1 protein-coding gene is annotated in these 22,717 nt (G+C 73.2%); it reads right to left on the reverse strand.

All coding sequences use genetic code 11. The features are described 5' to 3' along the window. Positions 1 to 10: 10 nt before the first annotated feature. Positions 11 to 22,708: a type I polyketide synthase gene (locus JGS22_RS25595; RefSeq protein WP_216815183.1), complete on the reverse strand. Its 22,698-nt coding sequence runs from the start codon at positions 22,706 to 22,708 to the stop codon at positions 11 to 13. Between the last annotated feature and the right edge of the window lie 9 nt (positions 22,709 to 22,717).

The raw sequence follows: 22,717 nt of genomic DNA on the forward strand, positions 1-22,717 counted from the left end.
CAAGCTCGTCTCAGCGGTCGCCCAGCCGGCCCAGCTCGTTGTCGATGAACGCGAAGACGTCGTCGGCGCTGGCCGATTCGAAGTCGTCGTCGACGGACGAGTGGGTCGGCTCCGGGGCGGCGCCGCGTACCTTGTCCAGCATCTGTCCGAGGCGCAGGGCGAGGCCCGCGCGGGTGATCTCGTCCGGGTCGCCCGCCGCGAACAGCGCTTCGAGCCGGTCGAGTTCGGTGAGGAGCGACGGCCCCTGCGGGGTGTCCTCGCCCACCAGCTCGGAGACGAAGTGCTCGGCGAGCGACGTGGGGGTCGGGTAGTCGAAGACCAGGGTCGCCGGCAGGCGCAGTCCGGTCGCGGTGGAGAGGTGGTTGCGCAGTTCCAGCGCGGTCAGGGAGTCCAGGCCGAGGTCTCGGAACTCCTGGGTGATGTCGACGGACTTCGGGGAGGCGTGCCCGAGGACCCGCGCGGTCTGTTCGCGGACCAGGTCGGTGAGGTGCCGGACGCGGTCGGCCGCGCCGAGTTCGGCGAGCCTGGCACCGAGCGCGGCGGAGGCCCCTGCCGCGTCGGTGGCGGCGGCGGTGCGCCGGCCGCTGCGGACCATGGAGCGGAACAGCGGCGGCAGGTCCTCGATGGCCGCGCCGCGCATGGCGCCCGCGGCGAGACCGACCAGGACGAGGAACGTCTCGTCGGAGCCCCGCGCGATGTCGAACAGTTCGAGGCCCTGCTCGACCGGGAGCGGCGGGAGGCCGCCGGACTGCATGCGGCGCATGTCGGTGTCGGACAGGGTGCTGGTCATGCCGCCGTCGTGGGCCCACGGGCCCCAGGCCAACGAGGTTCCGGCGAGGCCGAGTTCGCGGCGGTGGCGGGTGAGGGCGTCCAGGAAGGAGTTGGCGGCTGCGTAGTTGCCCTGACCGGGGCTGCCCATGACGCCCGCGATGGACGAGAACGGCAGGAACGCGGCGAGGTCCAGGTGCCGGGTCAACTCGTGCAGATGCCAGGCGGCGTCCACCTTGGGCCGCATCACGTCGGCGAGTCGCTCCGGGGAGAGCGAGGCGATGATGCCGTCGTCGAGGATGCCCGCGGTGTGCACGATCGCGGTGAGCGGGTGCGCCGCCGGCACCGAGCCGATCAGCACGGCGGTGGCGTCGCGGTCGCTGGTGTCGCAGGCGACGACGGTGGCCTCGGCGCCCAGCTCCCGCAGCTCGGCGGTGAGTTCGGCGGCGCCGGGGGCGTCGGCGCCGCGCCTGCTGGTGAGCAGCAGGTGGCGCATCCCGGCGGCGGCGAAACGGCGGGCGAGGTGTCCGCCGAGCGCGCCGGTGCCGCCGGTGATGAGGACGGTGCCGTCGGGGTTCCAGCGCTGCGGCACGGTCAGGACGATCTTGCCGATGTGCTTGGCCTGGCTCATGAAGCGGAACGCCTCACGGGCTCGCCGCACGTCCCACACCTTCACCGGCAGCGGCGACAGCGCCCCCGCGGCGAAGAGTTCGAGGAGTTCCCCGAGGAGTTCCCTGTTGCGCTCGGGCCCGGCCTCGCCGAGGTCGAAGGCCCGGTAGCGGACGTCCCCTGTGGAGCGCGGGTCGCGGATGTCGGTCTTGCCCATCTCCAGGAACCGGCCGCCGGGGGCGGTGATCCGGAGCGACGCGTCCACGAAGTCGCCCGCGAGCGCGTTCAACACGACGTCCATGGCCGGGAACCTGTCCGCGAAGGACAGATCGCGCGAGGAGGCGATGTGCTCGTCGTCGAGGCCCAGGGCCCGCAGCGCGTCCCACTTGCCCTCGCTCGCCGTCGCGTACACCTCGGCGCCCAGGTGGCGGGCGAGCTGGATCGCGGCCATGCCGACACCACCGGCACCGGCGTGGATCAGCACCTTCTCCCCCGCCGACAGACCGGCCAGATCGCGGAAGGCGTACAGGGCGGTGAGGAACACCAGCGGCACGGAGGCCGCCTCCTGCTGGGTCCAGCCGTCGGGCACGCGGGCCAGGTAGTGCTGGTCGGCGACGACGACGGGGCCGAAGCCGCCGCCGACGGTGCCGAGGACCCGGTCGCCGACGGCGAGCCCGCTGACGGCCTCGCCGATCCCGGTGACCACGCCCGCGGCCTCGGTGCCCATCGGGACCGACTCGCCGGGGTACATGCCGAGAGCGTTGAGGACGTCGCGGAAGTTGACGCCGGTGGCGTCCACGGCGACCCGTACCTCGTGGGCGCCGAGCGCCGCGAGGACCTCGGGGCAGGGGGCGAGGACCAGGTTGTCGAGGCTGCCCTTGCCCGTGGTGTCCAGGCGCCACGGCACGTGGGCCGGGGCGAGCAGGCCCGGCGCGGTGGTGAGCCGTTCCAGGCGGCCGACGAGCGGGGCGCCGTCGCGGACGGCGAACTGGGCGTCCCCGCCGGCGAGCAGAGCGGGCAGGTCGGGCAGCAGGGCGCTCAGCGCGTCCCGGCTGTCCGGGGCTCCGGTGGTGTCCAGGTCGAGCAGGACGAACCGGTCGGGGTTCTCGGACTGCGCGGACCGCACCAGGCCCCAGGCCGCGGCGGCTGCCAGGTCGTGGACGGTCTCGGTGTCTGTGGCGGCGATCGCGCCGCGGGTGACGAAGACCATCCGGGAGTGGTCGAGCCCGTCGGTCGCCAGCCACCGCTGGAGCAGGTCCAGGGTGTGGTTGGTCAGCGCGTGGACCGCGCCCGGCACGTCGCGGCCGGGCCCGTACAGGTCGTCGCCGCCCTCTCCGGTGAGCGGGACGAGGACGAAGTCGGGGACGTCGGAGGTGTCGCCCTCGGGGCCGGCGAGGTCGGTGAGAGTGGCGCCGAGGAGGTCGCCGCCGAGAGTGGCGGCGGTCAGGCCCTCGGTGGGCTTGACGTCGGGGACGGCCGTCCAGTCGAGGCGGAACACCGGCTCCTGGCCGCCGGTGGCGACCGGGGCGCTGGGCACGGTGGGCGCGCGCAGCACCAGCGACTCGGCGGAGAGCACCGGGACGCCCTCGGCGTCGGCGGCGGTCACCCGTACCGACTCGTCGCCGAGCCGCAGGATGCGCACCCGGAGCGTGGTGGCGCCCCGGGCGTGCAGGGAGACGCCGTTCCAGGCGAACGGCAGCAGCGGGTTGTCCGCGCTGCCGACCCCGAGGTAGCCGTTGGCGTGCTGTACGGCGTCCAGGAGCGCCGGGTGCATCCCGAAGTACTGGGCGTCACCGGCGACTTCCTCGGGCAGGGCGACCTCGACGAAGGCCTCCTCGCCCCGTATCCACACCTGGCGCAGGCCGTGGAATGCGGGCCCGTACTCGGTGCGGCTGTAGTCGCCGTCGAACTGGACGGAGACGGCGTCGGCGGGCGGCCAGACGGGCGCCTCGAAGGTGTCGGTGCGCTCCTCGACGGCGAGGAGGCCGTCGGCGTGCCGGGACCAGGGGCCTTCGACGACGTCGGAGGGCCGGGAGTAGAAGGTGATGGTGCGGGACTCGTCGTCGCCGGGGGCGCCGATGACGACCTGGACGGAGGTCGGGACCTTCTCGTCGAGGACCATCGGGGCGGCGAGGACCAGTTCCTCCACCCGGCCGCAGCCGACCTGGTCGGCGGCGCGGACCGCCATCTCCAGGTAGCCGGTGCCGGGCATGATGACCGTGCCGCCGACCTTGTGGTCGAGCAGCCAGGGGTGGACGTTGAGGGAGATCTGGCTGGTGAAGAGGGCGGCCTCGGAGCCGGCGAGCGGAACGGACGCGCCGAGCAGGGGGTGTTCGGCGGAGATCAGTCCGGCCGTGCTGATGTCGCCGGTGAGGGCGGCCGGGCGGGGCCAGTACCGCTCGCGCTGGAAGGCGTAGGTGGGCAGGTCGGTGCGGCGGGCACCGGTGCCTGCGAACCAGTCGCTCCAGCGGACGCGGACACCGTTGACGTGGAGGCCGGCGAGCGCGGTGAGCAGCGCGGTCTCCTCGTCGCGGTCCTTGCGCAGCGTCGGGAAGGCGACGGCCTCCTCGTGTCCCCCCTCGTCCAGGGTCTGCTGGGCGAGGGCGGTGAGCACTCCCCCGGGTCCGGCCTCCAGGAAGGCGTTGACGCCGGCCCCGGTCAGGGCGCGGACGCCGTCGGCGAACCGGACCGTACCGCGCACATGCTCCACCCAGTAGGCGGCGGTGCTCAGTTGGCCGGGCTCGGCGAGGGCGCCGGAGACGTTGGAGACCACCGGAATCTTCGGCTCGGCGTAGGTGAGCCCCTCGGCGACGGCGCGGAAGGCGTCGAGCATCGGGTCCATCAGCGCCGAGTGGAAGGCGTGACTGACCGAAAGACGCTGCGTCTTGCGGTCCTCGGCGGCGAACTCCTCGGCCAGCGCGAGGACTTCGGCCTCGTCACCGGCGATGACGACGGAGTCGGGCCCGTTGACGGCGGCCAACGAGACACCCTCGGTCAGACGACCGGCGGCCTCGGCCTCGGTCGCCTGAACGGCCACCATCGCGCCACCGGACGGCAGCTCCTGCATCAAACGGGCACGCGCCGAAACCAGCGCACACGCGTCATCGAGCGAGAACACCCCGGCGACGTGCGCGGCGGCGATCTCACCGATCGAGTGACCGGCCACGAACTCCGGCGTGACGCCCAGGGATTCGACCAGACGGAACAGCGCCACCTCGACGGCGAAGAGTGCGGGCTGCGTGTGGCCGGTCGAGTGCAGCCGCTCGTCGTCCTCCGCGAACAGCACCTCCCGCAGCTCCGGAACATCCAGACGCGCCAACGCCGCGTCCAACGCATCCGCGAACACCGGGCAACGACCGTACAGTTCACGCCCCATCCCGGCCCGCTGCGAACCCTGCCCCGAGAACAGCACCGCGAGGGAGCGGTGGGCGGCACGACCCCGGGCGGCCTCGACGGGCACGCCGTCGGGTCCGGCCAGGAGCACCGCACGGTGGTCGAACAGGGCCCGTCCGGTGGCGAGCGAGAAGCCGAGGTCGAGCGGGTCGGCGGTGTCGAGCGCGATGACGGCCGACGCCTGCGCGTCCAGGGCCTGTTCCGACTTGGCGGAGACCGGCCACGGCACGACGGTCGGGGTGACCGCGTCGGCGGCGGGGGTCGCGGGCTCCTCCGGCGCCTCGGGCGCCTGCTCGATGATGGTGTGGGCGTTGGTGCCGCTGATGCCGAAGGAGGAGATGCCGGCCCGCCAGGGGCGTCCGGTCTCGGGCCACGCGGACTCCTCGGTGAGCAGCCGGATCGCGCCGGCCTCCCAGTCGACGTGCGTGGAGGGCCGGTCGACGTGCAGAGTGCGCGGCAGAACGCCGTTGCGCATCGCCATGACCGTCTTGATGATGCCGGCGGCACCGGCGGCGGCCTGGGTGTGCCCGATGTTGGACTTGATGGAGCCCAGCAGCAACGGCCGGTCCTCGGGCCGGTCCTGGCCGTAGGTCGCCAGCAGCGCCTGCGCCTCGATCGGGTCGCCGAGCGGGGTGCCGGTGCCGTGACCCTCGACGGCGTCGATGTCGGAGGTGGTGAGTCCGGCACCGGCCAGCGCCTGCCGGATCACCCGCTGCTGCGACGGGCCGTTGGGCGCGGTGAGCCCGTTGGAGGCACCGTCCTGGTTGACGGCGGAGCCGCGGACCACGGCAAGGACCTCGTGGCCGTTGCGGCGCGCGTCGGAGAGGCGTTCGACGACGATCAGGCCGACGCCCTCGGACCAGCCGGTGCCGTCGGCGGCGTCGGCGTACGCCTTGCAGCGGCCGTCGGTGGACAGGCCGTTCTGGAGGGTGAAGCCGGAGAAGCTGGACGGTGTGCTCATCATCGTGATGCCGCCCGCGAGGGCGAGGTCGCACTCGCCCGCGCGCAGCGCCTGCATCGCCCAGTGCAGGGCGACCAGCGAGGACGAGCAGGCGGTGTCGACGGTGACCGCCGGGCCTTCGAGTCCGAAGGTGTAGGCGAGCCGCCCGGAGACGACGCTCGCGGCGAGGCCGGTGCCGGCGTGGCCCTCCAGGTCCTCGCGGGAGTTCATGACGAGGGTGGAGTAGTCCTGGCCGTTGGTGCCGACGAAGACACCGGTGCGGCTGCCGCGCAGCCCGTCGGCGTCGATGCCGGAGCGTTCGAACGCCTCCCATGTGGTCTCCAGGAGGAGGCGCTGCTGCGGGTCCATGGCGAGCGCCTCGCGCGGCGAGATCCCGAAGAACGAGGCGTCGAAGTCGGCGGCGCCCGAGAGGAATCCGCCGCGCAGGGTGGCGCTGCGGCCACGGCCGTCGGCGCCGCCGCTGGTCAGGGTGGCGAGGTCCCAGCCGCGGTCCTCGGGGAAGACCTCGACGCCGTCGCGGCCCTCGCTGAGCATCGCCCACAGGTCCTGCGGGGAGCGGACCCCGCCGGGCAGCCGGCAGGCCATCCCGACGATGACGACCGGGTCCTCGGCCGGCGCCGCGGCGGCGGCCGGGTCGGCGCCCCTGGTGTCGGGTTCGCCGAGCAGCGCCGTGACGAGGTGCTGGGCGAGCGCCTTGGCGGTCGGGTAGTCGTAGACCGTGGTGGCGGGCATCCGCAGGCCGGTGGCGAGGGCGAGCCTGTTGGGCAGTTCGATCGCGGTGAGCGAGTCGAAGCCGAGGTCGCGGAAGTTGCGGTCGGGGGCGACCGCCTCCGGTCCGGGGTGGCCGAGAACGGCCGCCGCGTGGGTGCGCACCAGGTCCGTGAGGAGCCCGGCCCGCTCGTCGGCGGGCAGCGGGCGCAGCCGCTCGGCGAGGCCGGAGGCGGCGGTCCTGGTCCGGTCGCGGGTGTTCTCGGCGTCGGCCAGGGCCTGCCTGGCCTCCGGCAGGTCGCGCAGCAGGGCGTTGCCGCGCATCCCGATCAGCCCGTCCAGGACCTGCGGCTGGCGCGGGTCGAAGAGGACGGGGGCCGCCTCGGGCCCGGTGACGGCCTGGCGGAGCGCGGCGAGCGCCAGATCGGGGTGGACGGCGGGGTGTCCCGCGCCGGTCTGCTGGGGGCGCGGCGCGGGGGTGTCGTCGCCGATCCAGGCGCCCCAGCCGATGGCGGTGGCGGGCAGTCCGGCGGCGCGGCGCCGGCGTGCGAGCGCGTCGAGGACTGCGGTGGCGGCGGCGAGGTTGGCGCGGCCCGCGGTGCCGATGGTCCCGGCGACGGACGAGCAGAGGACGAACGCGTCCAGGTCCAGGCCGCAGGTCAGCTCGTCCAGATGGAGGGCGGGCGCGGTCCTGGCGTGGTGCAGGGCGGCGAACCGGTCGGGGGTGAGGTCGTCCAGGACGCCGTCGTCGACGACACCGGCCGCGTGCACGACCGCGGTGAGCGGGGTGGCGTCCGGGATGTCGGCGAGGACTGCGGCCAGGGCGTCACGGTCGGCGGCGTCGCAGGCGGCCAGGGTGACGTGGGCGCCCAGGTCGGTGAGTTCGGCGCGCAGCGCGTCGGCGCCGGGGGCACCCGGGCCGCGGCGGCCGAGGAGCACCAGTCGTTCGGCGCCCGCACCGGCCAGCCAGCGCGCCACGTGGGCGCCCCGGCCGCCGGTGCCGCCGGTGACGAGGACGGTGCCGCGCGGCTGCCAGCCCGCGTCGGGCGCGGTCTCCGTCGCGGGGACGAGCCTGCGGCCGAAGACGGCGGAGGCGCGGACGGCGATCTGGTCCTCGCCGTCGTGTCCGGTGAGGACGGCGGCGAACCGGCGGGAGGCCCGTTCGTCCAGCTCGGCGGGGAGGTCGACGAGACCGCCCCACACGGCGGGGTGTTCGAGCGCGGCGACCCGGCCCAGGCCCCAGACTGCGGCCTGCGCGGGCGCGGTGACGGCCTCGGTTCCCGCGACCGTCACGGCTCCTTGGGTCAGGGCCCACAGCGGGGCGCCGACCTCGGCGTCCCGCAGCGCCTGCACCAGTACGGCGGTGGGGGCCGCGGCGGTGTCGGGCGCCCGGGTGGAGTCGGCGAGGGCGAGCAGGGAGACCACGCCGGTGAGGGCGGTGCCGTCGGCGGCGAGGCCGCGCAACCGGGCGGCGAGGGCGTCGCGTTCGACGGTGTCCACGGTGAGGCGGACGAGGTCGGCACCGCCGGCGCCGACGGCGTCGAGGACAGCGGACGTCCACGGGTCGTCGGCGTGCGCAGCGGGCACCACGGCGAGCCAGGTGCCGGTCGGGGCGGGCGCGGCGGCGGGCAGTGACAGCGGCTTCCACGTCTCGTGGTGCCGGTTGGAGTCGACCATGGCCTGGTCGCGCCGCCTGCGCCGCCAGGTGGAGAGGGCCGGCAGGACGGCGCCGAGGGCGTCGGTGTCCACGGCCAGGTCGGCGGCGAGGCTGGTGAGGTCCTCGCCCTCGACGGCAGTCCAGAACGCGCCGTCGAGGAGGTCGGCTCCGCCGGTGGGGTGGCGCCGGGTGTCGGGCCAGTAGCGGGAGCGCTGGAAGGCGTACGTGGGCAGCTCGACGCGGCGGGCGCCGGTGCCGTCGAGGGCGGCGGCCCAGTCGACGCGGACGCCGTTGACGTGGAGCCCGGCGAGCGCGGTGAGCAGCGCGGTCTCCTCGGCACGGTCCTTGCGGAGCAGCGGCACGGCGACCGGGGCGTCGGTGTCGGCGGGGCTGGCGGGGTCGAGGGTGTCGAGGGTCTGCTGGGTGAGGGCGGTGAGAACTCCGCCGGGCCCGACCTCCAGGAAGGCGTTGACGCCGGTGTCGGTCAGGGCGCGAACCCCGTCGGCGAACCGGACGGTGCCGCGCACGTGCTCCACCCAGTAGGCGGCGGTGCTCAGTTGGCCGGGCTCGGCGAGCGCGCCGGTGACGTGGGAGACGACCGGGATGTGCGGCTCGGCGTACGTCAGCCCCTCGGCGACGGCGCGGAAGGCGTCGAGCATCGGGTCCATCAGCGCCGAGTGGAAGGCGTGACTGACCGAAAGACGCTGCGTCTTGCGGTCCTCGGCGGCGAACTCCTCGGCCAGCGCGAGGACTTCGGCCTCGTCACCGGCGATGACGACGGAGTCGGGCCCGTTGACGGCGGCCAACGAGACACCCTCGGTCAGACGACCGGCGACCTCGGCCTCGGTCGCCTGAACGGCCACCATCGCGCCACCGGACGGCAGCTCCTGCATCAAACGGGCACGCGCCGAAACCAGCGCACACGCGTCATCGAGCGAGAAGACCCCGGCGACGTGCGCGGCGGCGATCTCACCGATCGAGTGACCGGCCACGAACTCCGGTGTGACGCCCAGGGATTCGAGCAGCCGGTAGAGGGCAACCTCGACGGCGAACAGCGCAGGCTGCGTACAGCCGGTCGAGTGCAGCCGCTCGTCGTCCTCCGCGAACAACACCTCCCGCAGCTCCGGCACGTCCAGACGAGCCAACGCCGCGTCCAACGCCTCCGCGAACACCGGGAAACGACCGTACAGTTCACGCCCCATCCCGGCCCGCTGCGAACCCTGACCCGAGAACAGCACCGCGAGGGACCGCTCCACGGCACGACCCCGCGCCACCTCCACCGGAGCACCCTCAACACCCTGGGCACCCGCCAGCAGCACCGCGCGGTACTCGAAGGAGGAACGGCCGGTGGCCAACGAGAGGCCGACGTCCAGCGGGGCGACCTTCGTGACGGATCCGATCCGGGCGAGCTGGGCGTCCAGGGCCTCGGGGGACTTCGCCGAGACAGGCCAGGCGGCGGCAACCGGAGCCGGGACCGGCTCAGCGGCAGGCGTGGGCTCCTCGGTCGGCGGGGCCTGCTCGATGATGGTGTGCGCGTTGGTGCCGCTGATGCCGAAGGAGGACACGGCGGCACGGCGCGGGCGCCCGGTCTCGGGCCACTCGGTGGTCTCGGTCAGCAGGCGCACCTCGCCCTCGGTCCAGTCGACGTGGGTCGAGGGCCGGTCGATGTGCAGGGACGTGGGCAGGAAGCCGTGCCGGATCGCCATGACGGTCTTGATGACCCCCGCGACACCGGCGGCGGCCTGCGCGTGGCCGATGTTGGACTTGATGGAGCCCAGCAGCAACGGACGGTCCTCGGGACGGTCCTGGCCGTAGGTGGCCAACAGCGCCTGCGCCTCGATCGGGTCACCCAGCGTCGTACCCGTGCCGTGCGCCTCGACGGCGTCGACGTCGGCGGAGGAGAGTCCGGCACCGGCCAGCGCCTGCCGGATCACCCGCTGCTGCGACGGGCCGTTCGGCGCGGTGAGCCCGTTGGACGCACCGTCCTGGTTGACGGCCGAGCCGCGCAGCACCGCGAGCACCGGATGCCCCTTGCGCTGCGCGTCGGAGAGCCGCTCGACGACCAGCATGCCGACGCCCTCGGACCAGCCGGTGCCGTCGGCAGCGTCGGCGAACGCCTTGCAGCGGCCGTCGCCCGCGAGACCGCCCTGCCGGGTGAAACCGGCGTACCCCATGGCGGTGGACATCACGGTGACGCCGCCCGCGAGCGCCAGGTCGGCCTCGCCCGAGCGCAGCGCGTGCGCGGCCCAGTGCAGGGCGACCAGCGAGGAGGAGCAGGCGGTGTCGATGGTGACCGCCGGACCCTCCAGACCGAACGTGTAGGACAGGCGCCCGGAGATGACGCTGGTGGCGAGGCCGGTGGGGGCGTGCCCCTCGGCGTCCTCGCGGGAGTTCATGACGAGGGTGGTGTAGTCCTGGCCGCTGGTGCCGACGAAGACACCGGTCCGGCTGCCGCGCACGGTGGCGGGGTCGATGCCGGCCCGCTCGAACGCCTCCCAGGACGTCTCCAGGAGCAGGCGCTGCTGCGGGTCCATGGCGAGCGCCTCGCGCGGCGAGATCCCGAAGAACCCTGCGTCGAAGTCGGCGACGTCGTGCAGGAATCCGCCCTCGGAGGTGGCGCTGCGGCCGTGGCCGCTCTCGCCGCCGCGCTGGAGAGTGTCGAGGTCCCAGCCGCGGTCGGTCGGGAAGGCGGAGATGCCCTCGTCGCCGTTGAGGACGAGCTGCCACAGCTCCTCGGGGGAGCTCACGCCGCCGGGCATCCGGCAGGCCATGCCGACGATGACGACCGGGTCCTCGGCGACAGCGGTGGCGACGACGGCCGGGGCGGACGCGCCGGCCTTGCGCTCCTCGTCGAGGAGCGCGGAGACCAGGTGTTCGGCGAGGACCGTGGGGGTCGGGTAGTCGAAGACGAGGGTGGCGGGCAGCCGCAGTCCGGTGGCGGCGGTCAGCCGGTTGCGCAGTTCGACGGCGGTGAGCGAGTCGAACCCGAGGTCGTGGAAGTCGCGGTCGGCGTCAATGGCCTTGGTCGAGGTGTGGCCGAGGACCGGGGCGGCCTCGCCGCGGACCAGGTTGACGGCGAAGCGCAGCCGCTCCTCCTCGCGCAGGTCGAGGAGTTGACGGGTGACGGCGGCTGCGGTGCTCGCGCCGCCGACGGCGGTCGCGGCGGCGCGACGGGTGCCGCGCACCAGATTGCGCAGCAGCGGCGGGACCTCGCCCGGCATCCTGCTGTCACCGGAGGCGCCGATCGGCACCAGGTACGGCTCGACGGAGACGGTGGCCGCGTCCCACAGGGCGAGGCCCTGCGCGACGGTGAGGGGCGGCGCGGCGGAGGCCGTCATACGCCTCATCCCGGCCTCGGAGAGGGAGCCGGTCATGCCGGCGGTCTGCTCCCAGGCACCCCAGGCCAGCGACAGACCCGGCAGACCCTCATCGGCACGACGCTGAGCAAGCGTGTCAAGAACGACGTTGGCCGCCGCGTAACTCGCCTGACCCGCACTCCCCATCACACCGGAGACGGACGAGAACATCACGAACGCGGCGAGATCCAGATCCCGCGTCAGCTCGTGCAGATGCCACGCCGCATCCACCTTCGGACGCAACACCGTCGCCAACCGCTCAGGCGTCAGCGCCGTCACCACACCATCGTCCAGAACACCCGCCGTGTGCACCACAGCCGTCAACGGATGCTCAACAGAGACCGAACCAAGCAGCCCCGCCAGGTCCGAACGACTCGTCACATCACAGGCACGAACATCCACATGAACGCCGGACTCCGCAAGTTCGTCACGGAACGCGTCGATGCCCTCAGCGGACGGACCGCTGCGAGAGACCAGAAGCAGACGACGAACACCCCGCTCCCGAACCAAATGACGAGCCAACTCACGCCCAAGACCACCCGTACCACCGGTGATCAACACCGTGCCCTCGGGATTCCAACGCGCCGGCATGGTCAGGACGATCTTGCCGATGTGCTTGGCCTGACTCATGAAGCGGAACGCCTCACGGGCCCGACGAACGTCCCACGTCTTCACCGGCAACGGCGACAGTGCCCCCGCCGCGAACAACCCAAGCAGCTCGGACAGCAACTCACCCGTCCGATCGGGCCCAGCCTCACCCAAATCGAAGGCCCGGTAACGGACATCACCCACCGACCCCGGATCACGGACGTCGGTCTTGCCCATCTCCAGGAACCGGCCGCCGGGGGCGGTGATCCGCAACGACGCATCCACAAACTCGCCCGCAAGCGCGTTCAGCACGACATCCATCGCCGGGAACTTCTCCGCGAAGGACACGTCGCGCGACGAAGCAATGTGCTCTTCGTCGAGACCCAGGGCCCGCAACGTGTCCCACTTGGACTCGCTCGCCGTCGCATACACCTCAGCACCCAGATGACGGGCAAGCTGGATCGCGGCCATGCCGACACCACCCGCACCGGCGTGGATCAGCACCTTCTCCCCCGCCGACAACCCACCCAAATCACGAAGGCCATACAGGGCAGTGAGGAACACCAACGGCACGGAGGCCGCCTCCTCATCCGTCCACGACTCAGGCACACGAGCAAGGAAACGCTCGTCGATGAGGGTCTCCAACGCGAGACCGCCCGGCACCATACCCATCACACGGTCACCGACCGCCAGCCCGGCGACGTCCGGACCGACCGCGGTCACGACACCCGTCGCCTCCGCGCCCAACAGACCGGCCTCGCCCGGGTACATGCCGAGCGCGTTCAGCACATCACGGAAGTTCAACCCCGCCGCACGCACCTCAACACGGACCTCACGCCCCACCGGCTCCTCCCACACCTCGGGGGCGGGCACCAGAGCGAGCGCGTCGATGCTGCCGGGAGCCGCGCTGGCCAGACGCCACGGCCCGTCGACGGGCGGAAGCAGGGTCGGCGCGGTCACCGCGCGGTCGAGCCGTCCGACGAGGAGCGCCCCGTCACGGACGACGAACTGGCTGTCGCCACCCGCCAACAGGGCGGGGAGCTGCGGCAGTACGTCCTCGACGCCGGCGTCGCCGTCGAGGTCGAGAAGGGCGAAACGGGTGGGGTTCTCGGACGTGGCAGCGCGGACCAGGCCCCAGACCACGGAGGCGGCCAGGTCGCCGATCCGGTCGTCCGCGCCGGCCCGTACGGCACGCCGGGTGACGAACACCAGGCGTGAGTCGGCGAACCGCTCCCCGGCGAGCCACTCCTGGACCAGGCCGAGGGCGTGCGCGGCGAGGTTCTGGGTGGCGGCGGGCACGTCGATGTCCCGGAGGTCGCCGGAAACCGGCACGCAGACCAGGTGCTCGTCGCCGGTGAGCTCGGCGAACGCGGTGGCGGGGTCGGTGCCGACGGGGGCGGTGACCGAGGCGTACCGGGCGGTCTCGGTGGTCGGGTCCCCCGGGGTCTCCGATGCGGCCGTCCAGTCGAGGCGCAGCAGCGAGTCCAGTTCGGGGCGACGGGCCGCGGGCGCCGCGATCCCGGCGGGCACCCGCAGGACCAGCGACTCCGCCGACAGGACGGGGGCACCCTCGACATCGACGGCAGCGATGGACACCGAGTCCTCGCCGGTGCGGGCGACACGGAAGCGGACCACGGAGGCGCCGCTCGCGTGCAGCGACACCCCGGCCCACAGGAACGGCAGCAGCTTGTGCTCGTCGTCGAGTCCGGCGAAGCCGACGGACTGGACGGCGGCGTCGAGCAGCGCCGGGTGCATCCCGTAGTAGCCGGCGTCGTCGGCCTGGGACGGCAGGGCCGCCTCCACGAACGCCTCGTCGCCGCGCTTCCAGACGGCGCGGATGGTGCGGAAGACGGGCCCGTACTCGGTGCGGTCGTAGAAGCCCTCCAGGTCGACGGCGACCGCGCCCTTCGGCGGCCAGACCGACGCGTCGAGGACGGCGGTGACGGCACCGGTGGTCAGGACGCCCGCCGCGTGCTCGGTCCAGGGGGCGTCGGACGCGTCGGCGGACCGGGAGTAGAGGCTGACCGTGCGGGCGCCGCTCTCGTCGGGGGCGCCCGCCCACACCTGGACGACCACGGCGGCGTCCTCGGGCAGGAGCAGCGGAGTGGCGAGGGTGAACTCCTCCACCCGGTCGCAACCGACCTCGTCGGCGGCGCGGACGGCCAGTTCGAGGAAGCCGGTGGCGGGGAAGAGGACCAGGCCGCCGCCGACGGTGTGGTCGGCGAGCCACGGGTGGGTGGTGAGGGAGAGGCGTCCGGTGAACAGGACGCCCTCGGAGGCGGCGAGCGCGGTGGCGGCGCCGAGCAGCGGGTGCTCGGCCGGGCGGAGCCCGGCACCGGTGACGTCACCGGTGTGGGTGGCCGGACGCGGCCAGTACCGCTCGTGGTGGAAGGCGTAGGTGGGCAGTTCGACGCGGCGGGCGCCGACGCCGTCGAAGCAGCGCGCCCAGTCGACGTCGACGCCGGAGGTGTGGAGCTGGGCCAGCGCGGTGAGCAGTGCGGGCTCCTCCGCCCGGTCCTTGCGCAGCAGCGGCACGGACAGACCCTCGTCGAGGGTCTGCTGGGTGAGGGCGGTGAGAACTCCGCCCGGCCCGACCTCCAGGAAGGTATCGGCACCCGCGTCGGCGAGCGCACGGACGCCGTCGCCGAACCGGACCGTACCGCGCACATGCTCCACCCAGTAGGCGGCGCTGCTCAGTTGACCCGGCTCCGCGAGGGCGCCGGTGACGTTGGAGACCACCGGGATCCTCGGCTCGGCGTAGGTGAGCCCCTCGGCGACCACGCGGAACGCGTCGAGCATCGGGTCCATGAGCGCCGAGTGGAAGGCATGACTGACCGAAAGACGCTGCGTCTTGCGCCCCTCGGCCGCGAACTCCGCGCCCAAGGCGAGGACTTCGGCCTCCGGCCCCGCGAGGACCACCGAACCGGGCCCGTTCACGGCGGCCGGCGAAACAGCTTCGGTCAGACGATCGGCGACCTCGGTCTCCGTCGCCTGCACGGCCACCATCGCACCGCCGGACGGCAGTTCCTGCATCAAACGGGCACGCGCGGAAACCAACGCACACGCATCGTCCAGCGAGAACACCCCGGCGACGTGCGCGGCAGCGATCTCACCGATGGAGTGACCGGCCACGAACTCCGGTGTGACGCCGAGCGATTCGAGGAGCCGGTAGAGGGCGACCTCGACGGCAAAGAGCGCAGGCTGCGTGTAGCCCGTGGCGTCGAGCCGCTCGTCGTCCTCCGCGAACAGCACCTCCCGCAGCTCCGGAACATCCAGACGCGCCAACGCCGCGTCCAACGCCTCCGCGAACACCGGGAAACGACCGTACAGTTCACGCCCCATCCCGGCCCGCTGCGAACCCTGACCCGAGAACAACACCGCAAGCGACCGCTCCACGGCACGACCCCGCGCCACCTCCACCGGACCACCGTCAACACCCGCCAGCAGCACCGCACGGTGCTCGAAGGAGGAACGACCGGTGGCCAGCGAGTACCCGAGGTCGAGCGGGTCGGCGTCGAGCGCGGTGAGGCGGTCCAGTTGACCCGGCAGGGCCTCCTCGGTGCGGGCGGAGACCGTCCAGGGCACGACGGCCGGGGTGACGCCCGGCTCCGCGGCGGCCTGCGGCTCGGCGGTGTCGGGTTCCGGCCGCTCCAGGATCACGTGGGCGTTGGTGCCGCTGAGGCCGAAGGAGGAGACGCCGGCCCGCCAGGGGCGTCCGGTCTCGGGCCACTCGGCGTGCTCGGCGAGCAGCCGGACCGCGCCGGCCTCCCAGTCGACGTGCGTGGAGGGGCGGTCGATGTGCAAGGACTTGGGCAGCGTGCCGTGGCGCATGGCGAGGACCATCTTGATGACGCCCGCGACACCGGCGGCGGCCTGGGTGTGGCCGATGTTGGACTTGATGGAGCCCAGCAGCAGCGGCTGCTGCTCGTTCCGGTCCCTGCCGTAGGTGGCCAACAGCGCCTGCGCCTCGATCGGGTCGCCCAAGGTGGTGCCCGTGCCGTGCGCCTCGACGGCGTCGACGTCGGCCCCGGTCAGCCCGGCACCGGCCAGCGCCTGCCGGATCACCCGCTGCTGCGACGGGCCGTTCGGCGCGGTGAGCCCGTTGGACGCACCGTCCTGGTTGACGGCCGAGCCGCGGACGACCGCGAGGACCTCGTGGCCGTTGCGGCGGGCGTCGGAGAGTCGTTCCACGACCAGCATGCCCACGCCCTCGGCCCAGGCGGTGCCGTCGGCGTCGTCGGAGAACGGCTTGCAGCGGCCGTCCGGGGAGAGCGCGCCCATCTCGCCGAACTCGACGAAGCCGACCGGGGTCGACATCACGGTGACGCCGCCCGCGAGGGCAAGGGAGCACTCCCCCGCGCGGATCGCCTGGGCGGCGAGGTGCAGGGCGGTCAGGGAGGAGGAACAGGCGGTGTCGACGCTGACCGAGGGGCCTTCGAGGCCGAGCGTGTAGGAGAGGCGGCCGGAGAGGAGGCTCGCCGACTGGGCGGTCTCGACGTGTCCCGACTGGCCGATGGCGGGGCGGTAGTCGCCGCTGCCGCCGCCGACGAAGACGCCGGTGTCGCCGCCGCGCAGCTCCGCCGGGTCGATCCCGGACCGCTCCAGGGCCTCCCAGGCGGCCTGGAGAACGATCCGCTGCTGCGGGTCGATGACCAGGGCCTCGCGGGGCGAGATCCCGAAGAAGGCGGGGTCGAAGTCGGCGACGTCGTAGAGGAATCCGCCCTCGCGGGTGACGCTGCGTCCGCGTCCTTCGCGGTCGCCGTGCAGGAGCCGTTCGAGGTCCCAGCCGCGGTCGGTCGGGAAGCCGGTGATGCGGTCCTCGCCGTCGGCGAGCATCCGCCACAGCGCGTCGGGGGTGTCGACGCCGCCGGGCATCCGGCAGGCCATTCCGACGATGACGACCGGGTCGTCGGCGACGTCGGCCGCCACCAGCGGAGCGCCCGACTCGCCGTGCTCGTCGAGGAGTTCGGCCACCAGGTGCTCGGCGAGGCCGTGCGGGGTGGGGTAGTCGAAGACCAGAGTGGCGGTGAGGCGCAACCCGGTGACGGTGGTGAGCCGGTTGCGCAGTTCGACGGCGGTCAGCGAGTCGAAGCCGAGCTCGCGGAACTCGCGGCCGGGCTCGACGGACTTGGCCGAGAGGTGGCCGAGTACGGCGGCGGCCTCGGCGCGCACCAACTCGACGGCGTGCGCGACCCGTTCGTCGGCGGGGAGTTCGAAGAGGCGGCGGGCGAGGTCGGCTGCGGTGCTCGCGCCGCCGACGGCAGTCGCGGCGGCACGGCGGGTGCCGCGCACCAGATTGCGCAGCAGCGGCGGGACGAAGCCGAGGACACGGCTGTCGCCAGAACTGGCGCCGATGGCGACGATGAGGGGTTCGTCGGAGCCGGTGGCGGTGTCGAAGAGGGCGAGGCCCCGTTCGACGGGCAGGGGGGCGGCGCCGGAGGCGGCGATGCGCTGCATGTCGGCGTCGGAGAGGGCGCCGGTCATGCCGGCGGTCTGCTCCCAGGCACCCCAGGCCAGCGACAGACCCGGCAGACCCTCATCGGCACGACGCTGAGCAAGCGTGTCAAGAACGACGTTGGCCGCCGCGTAACTCGCCTGACCCGCACTCCCCATCACACCGGAGACGGACGAGAACATCACGAACGCGGCGAGATCCAGATCCCGCGTCAGCTCGTGCAGATGCCACGCCGCATCCACCTTCGGACGCAACACCGTCGCCAACCGCTCAGGCGTCAGCGCCGTCACCACACCATCGTCCAGAACACCCGCCGTGTGCACCACAGCCGTCAACGGATGCTCAACAGAGACCGAACCAAGCAGCCCCGCCAGGTCCGAACGACTCGTCACATCACAGGCACGAACATCCACATGAACGCCGGACTCCGCAAGTTCGTCACGGAACGCGTCGATGCCCTCAGCGGACGGACCGCTGCGAGAGACCAGAAGCAGACGACGAACACCCCGCTCCCGAACCAAATGACGAGCCAACTCACGCCCAAGACCACCCGTACCACCGGTGATCAACACCGTGCCCTCGGGATTCCAACGCGCCGGCATGGTCAGGACGATCTTGCCGATGTGCTTGGCCTGACTCATGAAGCGGAACGCCTCACGGGCCCGACGAACGTCCCACGTCTTCACCGGCAACGGCGACAGTGCCCCCGCCGCGAACAACCCAAGCAGCTCGGACAGCAACTCACCCGTCCGATCGGGCCCAGCCTCACCCAAATCGAAGGCCCGGTAACGGACATCACCCACCGACCCCGGATCACGGACGTCGGTCTTGCCCATCTCCAGGAACCGGCCGCCGGGGGCGGTGATCCGCAACGACGCATCCACAAACTCGCCCGCAAGCGCGTTCAGCACGACATCCATCGCCGGGAACTTCTCCGCGAAGGACACGTCGCGCGACGAAGCAATGTGCTCTTCGTCGAGACCCAGGGCCCGCAACGTGTCCCACTTGGACTCGCTCGCCGTCGCATACACCTCAGCACCCAGATGACGGGCAAGCTGGATCGCGGCCATGCCGACACCACCCGCACCGGCGTGGATCAGCACCTTCTCCCCCGCCGACAGACCGGCCAGATCGCGGAAGGCGTACAGGGCGGTGAGGAACACCAGCGGCACGGAGGCCGCCTCCTCATCCGTCCACGACTCGGGCACACGAGCAAGGAAACGCTCGTCGATGAGGGTCTCCGACGCGAGACCGCCCGGCACCATACCCATCACACGGTCACCGGCGGCGAGGCCGGCGACGTCCGGACCGACCGCGGTCACGACACCCGTCGCCTCCGCGCCCAACAGACCGGCCTCGCCCGGGTACATGCCGAGCGCGTTCAGCACATCACGGAAGTTCAACCCCGCGGCACGCACCTCAACACGGACCTCACGACCCGCCGGCTCCTCCCACACCTCGGGGGCGGGCACCAGAGCGAGCGCGTCGATGCTGCCGGGGGCGGTGCTGTCCAGACGCCACGGGAGTCCGGGCACCGGGAGCAGTCCGGCGCCGGTGGTCAGCCGGGCCAGGCGGGCGACCAGGAGGGTGTCCTCGCGGACCGCGAACTGGGTGTCTCCGCCTGCCAACAGGGCGGGCAGCTGCGGCAGTACGTCCACGGCGCGGGCGTCGCCGTCCAGGTCGAGAAGGGCGAAGCGGCCGGGGTTCTCGGCCTCGGCGCTGCGGACGAGGCCGTGGGCGGCGGCGGCCGGGAGGTCCCGCGCGGTGGTGTCGGTCCCGGCGGCGACGGCGCCCCGGGTGACGAACACCAGCCGACCGGTGCCGGCCGGGTCGAGCTCGAGCCACTCCCGGACCAGGTCGAGGGTGCGGGCGGTGAGGGCGTGGACGGCGGCGTCGAGCAGCGCCGGGTGCATGCCGTAGTACTCGGCGTCGTCGACCTGGGAGGGCAGAGCGACCTCCACGAAGGCCTCGTCGCCCCGTGCCCAGACGGCGCGCAGCCCCTGGAAGACGGGACCGTACTCGGTGCGCTCGTAGAAGCCGTCCAGGTCGGCGGCGACCGCGCCGCGCGGCGGCCAGACGGAGGCGTCGAGCCCGGCTGTGCGCTCGCCGGTGGTGAGGAGGCCGGTGGCGTGCTCGGTCCAGCGCTGCTCGGGGTCGTCGACGGTCTGCGAGTAGACGGAGACGGGGCGGGCGCCGGACTCGTCGGGGGCGCCGACCCAGACCTGGACGAGGGCGGCGGAGGTGTCGGTGAGGATGAGGGGCTTGGCGAGGGTGAGTTCCTCGATCCGGTCGCAGCCGACCTGGTCGCCTGCGCGGACGGCGAGTTCGAGGAAGCCGGTGGCGGGGAAGGCAGCCATCCCACCGACCGTGTGGTCCATCAGCCAGGGGTGGGTCTGCGCGGAGAGGCGTCCGGTGAACAGGACGCCGTCGGTTCCGGCGAGGGAGACGGCGGCGCCGAGCAGCGGGTGCTCGGCGGAGGCCAGGCCGGCGGCGCTGACGTCTCCGGCGGCGGCCATCAGGACGGGCCAGTACCGCTCGTGCTGCCAGCTGTAGGTGGGCAGATCGGTGCGACGGGCGCCGGTGCCCTCGAAGCAGGTCGCCCAGTCGACGGCGACACCGGCGACGTGCAGCCGGGCGAGGCCGGTGAGCAGGGCGCGTTCCTCGGCCCGGTCCTTGCGCAGCACCGGCACCACGACGGTGTCGGCGCTCTCCAGGGACTGCTGGGCGAGCGCGGTGAGGACGCCGTCTGGGCCGAGTTCGACGAACGCGTTGGCACCGGCGTCGGCGAGGGCGCGGACGCCGTCGGCGAAGCGGACCGTGGCGCGGACGTGCTCGACCCAGTAGTCGGGGCTCGCGAGGAGGCGTTCGTCGGCGAGGGCGCCGGTGACGTTGGAGACGATCGGCAGGAGCGGCTCGTGGTACGTGAGGCTCTCGGCGACGCGGCGGAACTCCGCGAGCATCGGCTCCATCAGCGGCGAGTGGAAGGCGTGGCTGACGGAGAGGCGCTGCGTGTTGCGGCCCTCGGTGGCGAACTCGGCGGCCAGGGCGAGGACTTCGCTCTCCGCACCGGCGAGGACGACGGAGTCGGGCCCGTTGACGGCGGCCAGCGAGACGCCCTCGGTCAGGCGCGGCGCGGCCTCGGCCTCGGTCGCCTGGACGGCCACCATGGCGCCGCCGGACGGCAGTTCCTGCATCAGACGGGCGCGGGCGGCGACGAGGGTGCAGGCGTCGGCGAGGGAGAGGACCCCGGCGACGTGCGCGGCGACGATCTCGCCGATGGAGTGGCCGGCCACGAACTCCGGTGTGACGCCGAGCGATTCGAGGAGCCGGTGGAGGGCGACCTCGACGGCGAACAGGGCGGGCTGGGTGTACCCGGTGGAGTCGAGGAGGGCGGCCTCGGGGGTGCGCCGGTCGGCGAACATGAGGTCGCGCAGCGGGCGGTCGAGATGCGGGTCGAGGAGGGCGAGGACCTCGTCGAGTGCGGCGGCGAAGACCGGGAAGCGGGCGTACAGTTCGCGGCCCATGCCGGGGCGCTGGGAGCCCTGGCCGGAGAACAGGACGGCGAGGGAGCGTTGGCCGGCCCGGCCGCGGGCCGCCTCGGCGGGGATGCCGTCGAGCCCGGCCAGCAGGACGGCGCGGTGCTCGAAGAGGGAGCGTCCGGTGGCCAGGGAGTGGCCGATGTCGAGGGGGGTGCCGGAGGTGGAGTCGAGGCGGGTCAGCTGCGCGGCGAGGGCGGCCTCGGTACGGGCGGAGACCGGCCACGGGACGACGGGGGCCACGGTCACGGGCCCCGCGGGGCTCTCGGGAGCCGCGGGTGCCTCGACGGGCTCGACCTGTTCGAGCAGGACGTGGGCGTTGGTGCCGCTGATGCCGAAGGAGGAGACACCGGCCCGACGCGGGCGGCCGGTCTCGGGCCAGTCCTGGGCGTCGGTGAGCACACGTACGGCGCCGGCGGTCCAGTCGACGTGCCGGGAGGGCGTGTCGGCGTGCAGGGTCCTGGGCATGACGCCGTGGCGCATCGCCATGACCATCTTGATGACGCCCGCGACGCCCGCGGCGGCCTGGGCGTGCCCGATGTTCGACTTGATGGAGCCGAGCAGCAGCGGCTGGTCGCCCGGCCGGTCCTGGCCGTAGGTGGCCAGCAGCGCCTGCGCCTCGATCGGGTCGCCGAGGGGTGTGCCGGTGCCGTGCGCCTCGACGGCGTCGATGTCGGCGGTGGTGAGTCCGGCGGCGCCGAGCGCCTGCCGGATGACGCGCTGCTGGGCGGGCCCGTTGGGCGCGGTGAAGCCGTTGGAGGCGCCGTCCTGGTTGACGGCGGAGCCGCGGACCACGGCGAGGACGGGGTGGCCGTTGCGGCGTGCGTCGGAGAGGCGCTCCAGGAGGAGCACGCCGACGCCCTCGGACCAGCCGGTGCCGTCGGCCTCGTCGGCGAACGCCTTGCAGCGGCCGTCGCCCGCGAGACCGCCCTGGCGGGAGAACTCCATGAGCGAGCCGGGCGCGGACATCACGTTGACGCCGCCCGCGAGGGCGAGGGTGCACTCCCCCGCGCGCAGGGCGTGGGTGGCGGCGTGCAGAGCGACGAGCGAGGAGGAGCAGGCGGTGTCGACGGTGACGGCGGGGCCTTCGAGGCCCATGGTGTAGGAGAGGCGCCCGGAGGTGGCGCTGGCGGCGATGCCGGTGCCGATGTCGCCGGTGGCGTCGGACAGGGACCTGATCATCAGGTACGCGTAGTCCTGGCCGTTGGTGCCGACGAAGACGCCGGTGCGGCTGCCGCGCAGAGCGCGCGGGTCGATGCCCGCACGTTCGACGGCCTCCCAGGACGTCTCCAGGAGGAGGCGCTGCTGCGGGTCCATGGAGACGGCCTCGCGGGGCGACACTCCGAAGAAGGCGGCGTCGAAGTCGGCGACCCCGTCGAGGAATCCGCCCTGCTGGCTGACCGCGTGGCCGCGGGCGTCGACGCCCGCCTCGCGCAGCGCGTCCAGGTCCCAGCCGCGGTCGGTGGGGAAGCCGGAGACGGCGTCGGTGCCGGTCTCGACGAGGTTCCACAGGTCCTCGGGAGAGTTGACGCCCCCGGGGTAGCGGCAGCTCATCGCGACGACGGCGATGGGCTCCGAGGCCGCGGCGGAGAGTTCGCGGTTCTGCCGCCGCAGGCGCTCGGTCTCCTTGAGCGAGGCCCGAAGAGCTTCGACAACTTTTTCGCTGGGCGTGGTCATGTTGGCTCC

This window comes from Streptomyces tardus (assembly GCF_018101125.2).
Taxonomy (GTDB): Bacteria; Actinomycetota; Actinomycetes; order Streptomycetales; family Streptomycetaceae; genus Streptomyces; species Streptomyces tardus.

Excerpts from the sequence above, each read along its gene's own strand:
- JGS22_RS25595 (WP_216815183.1), bottom strand. The coding sequence starts at position 22,708 with ATGACCACGCCCAGCGAAAAAGTTGTCGAAGCTCTTCGGGCCTCGCTC.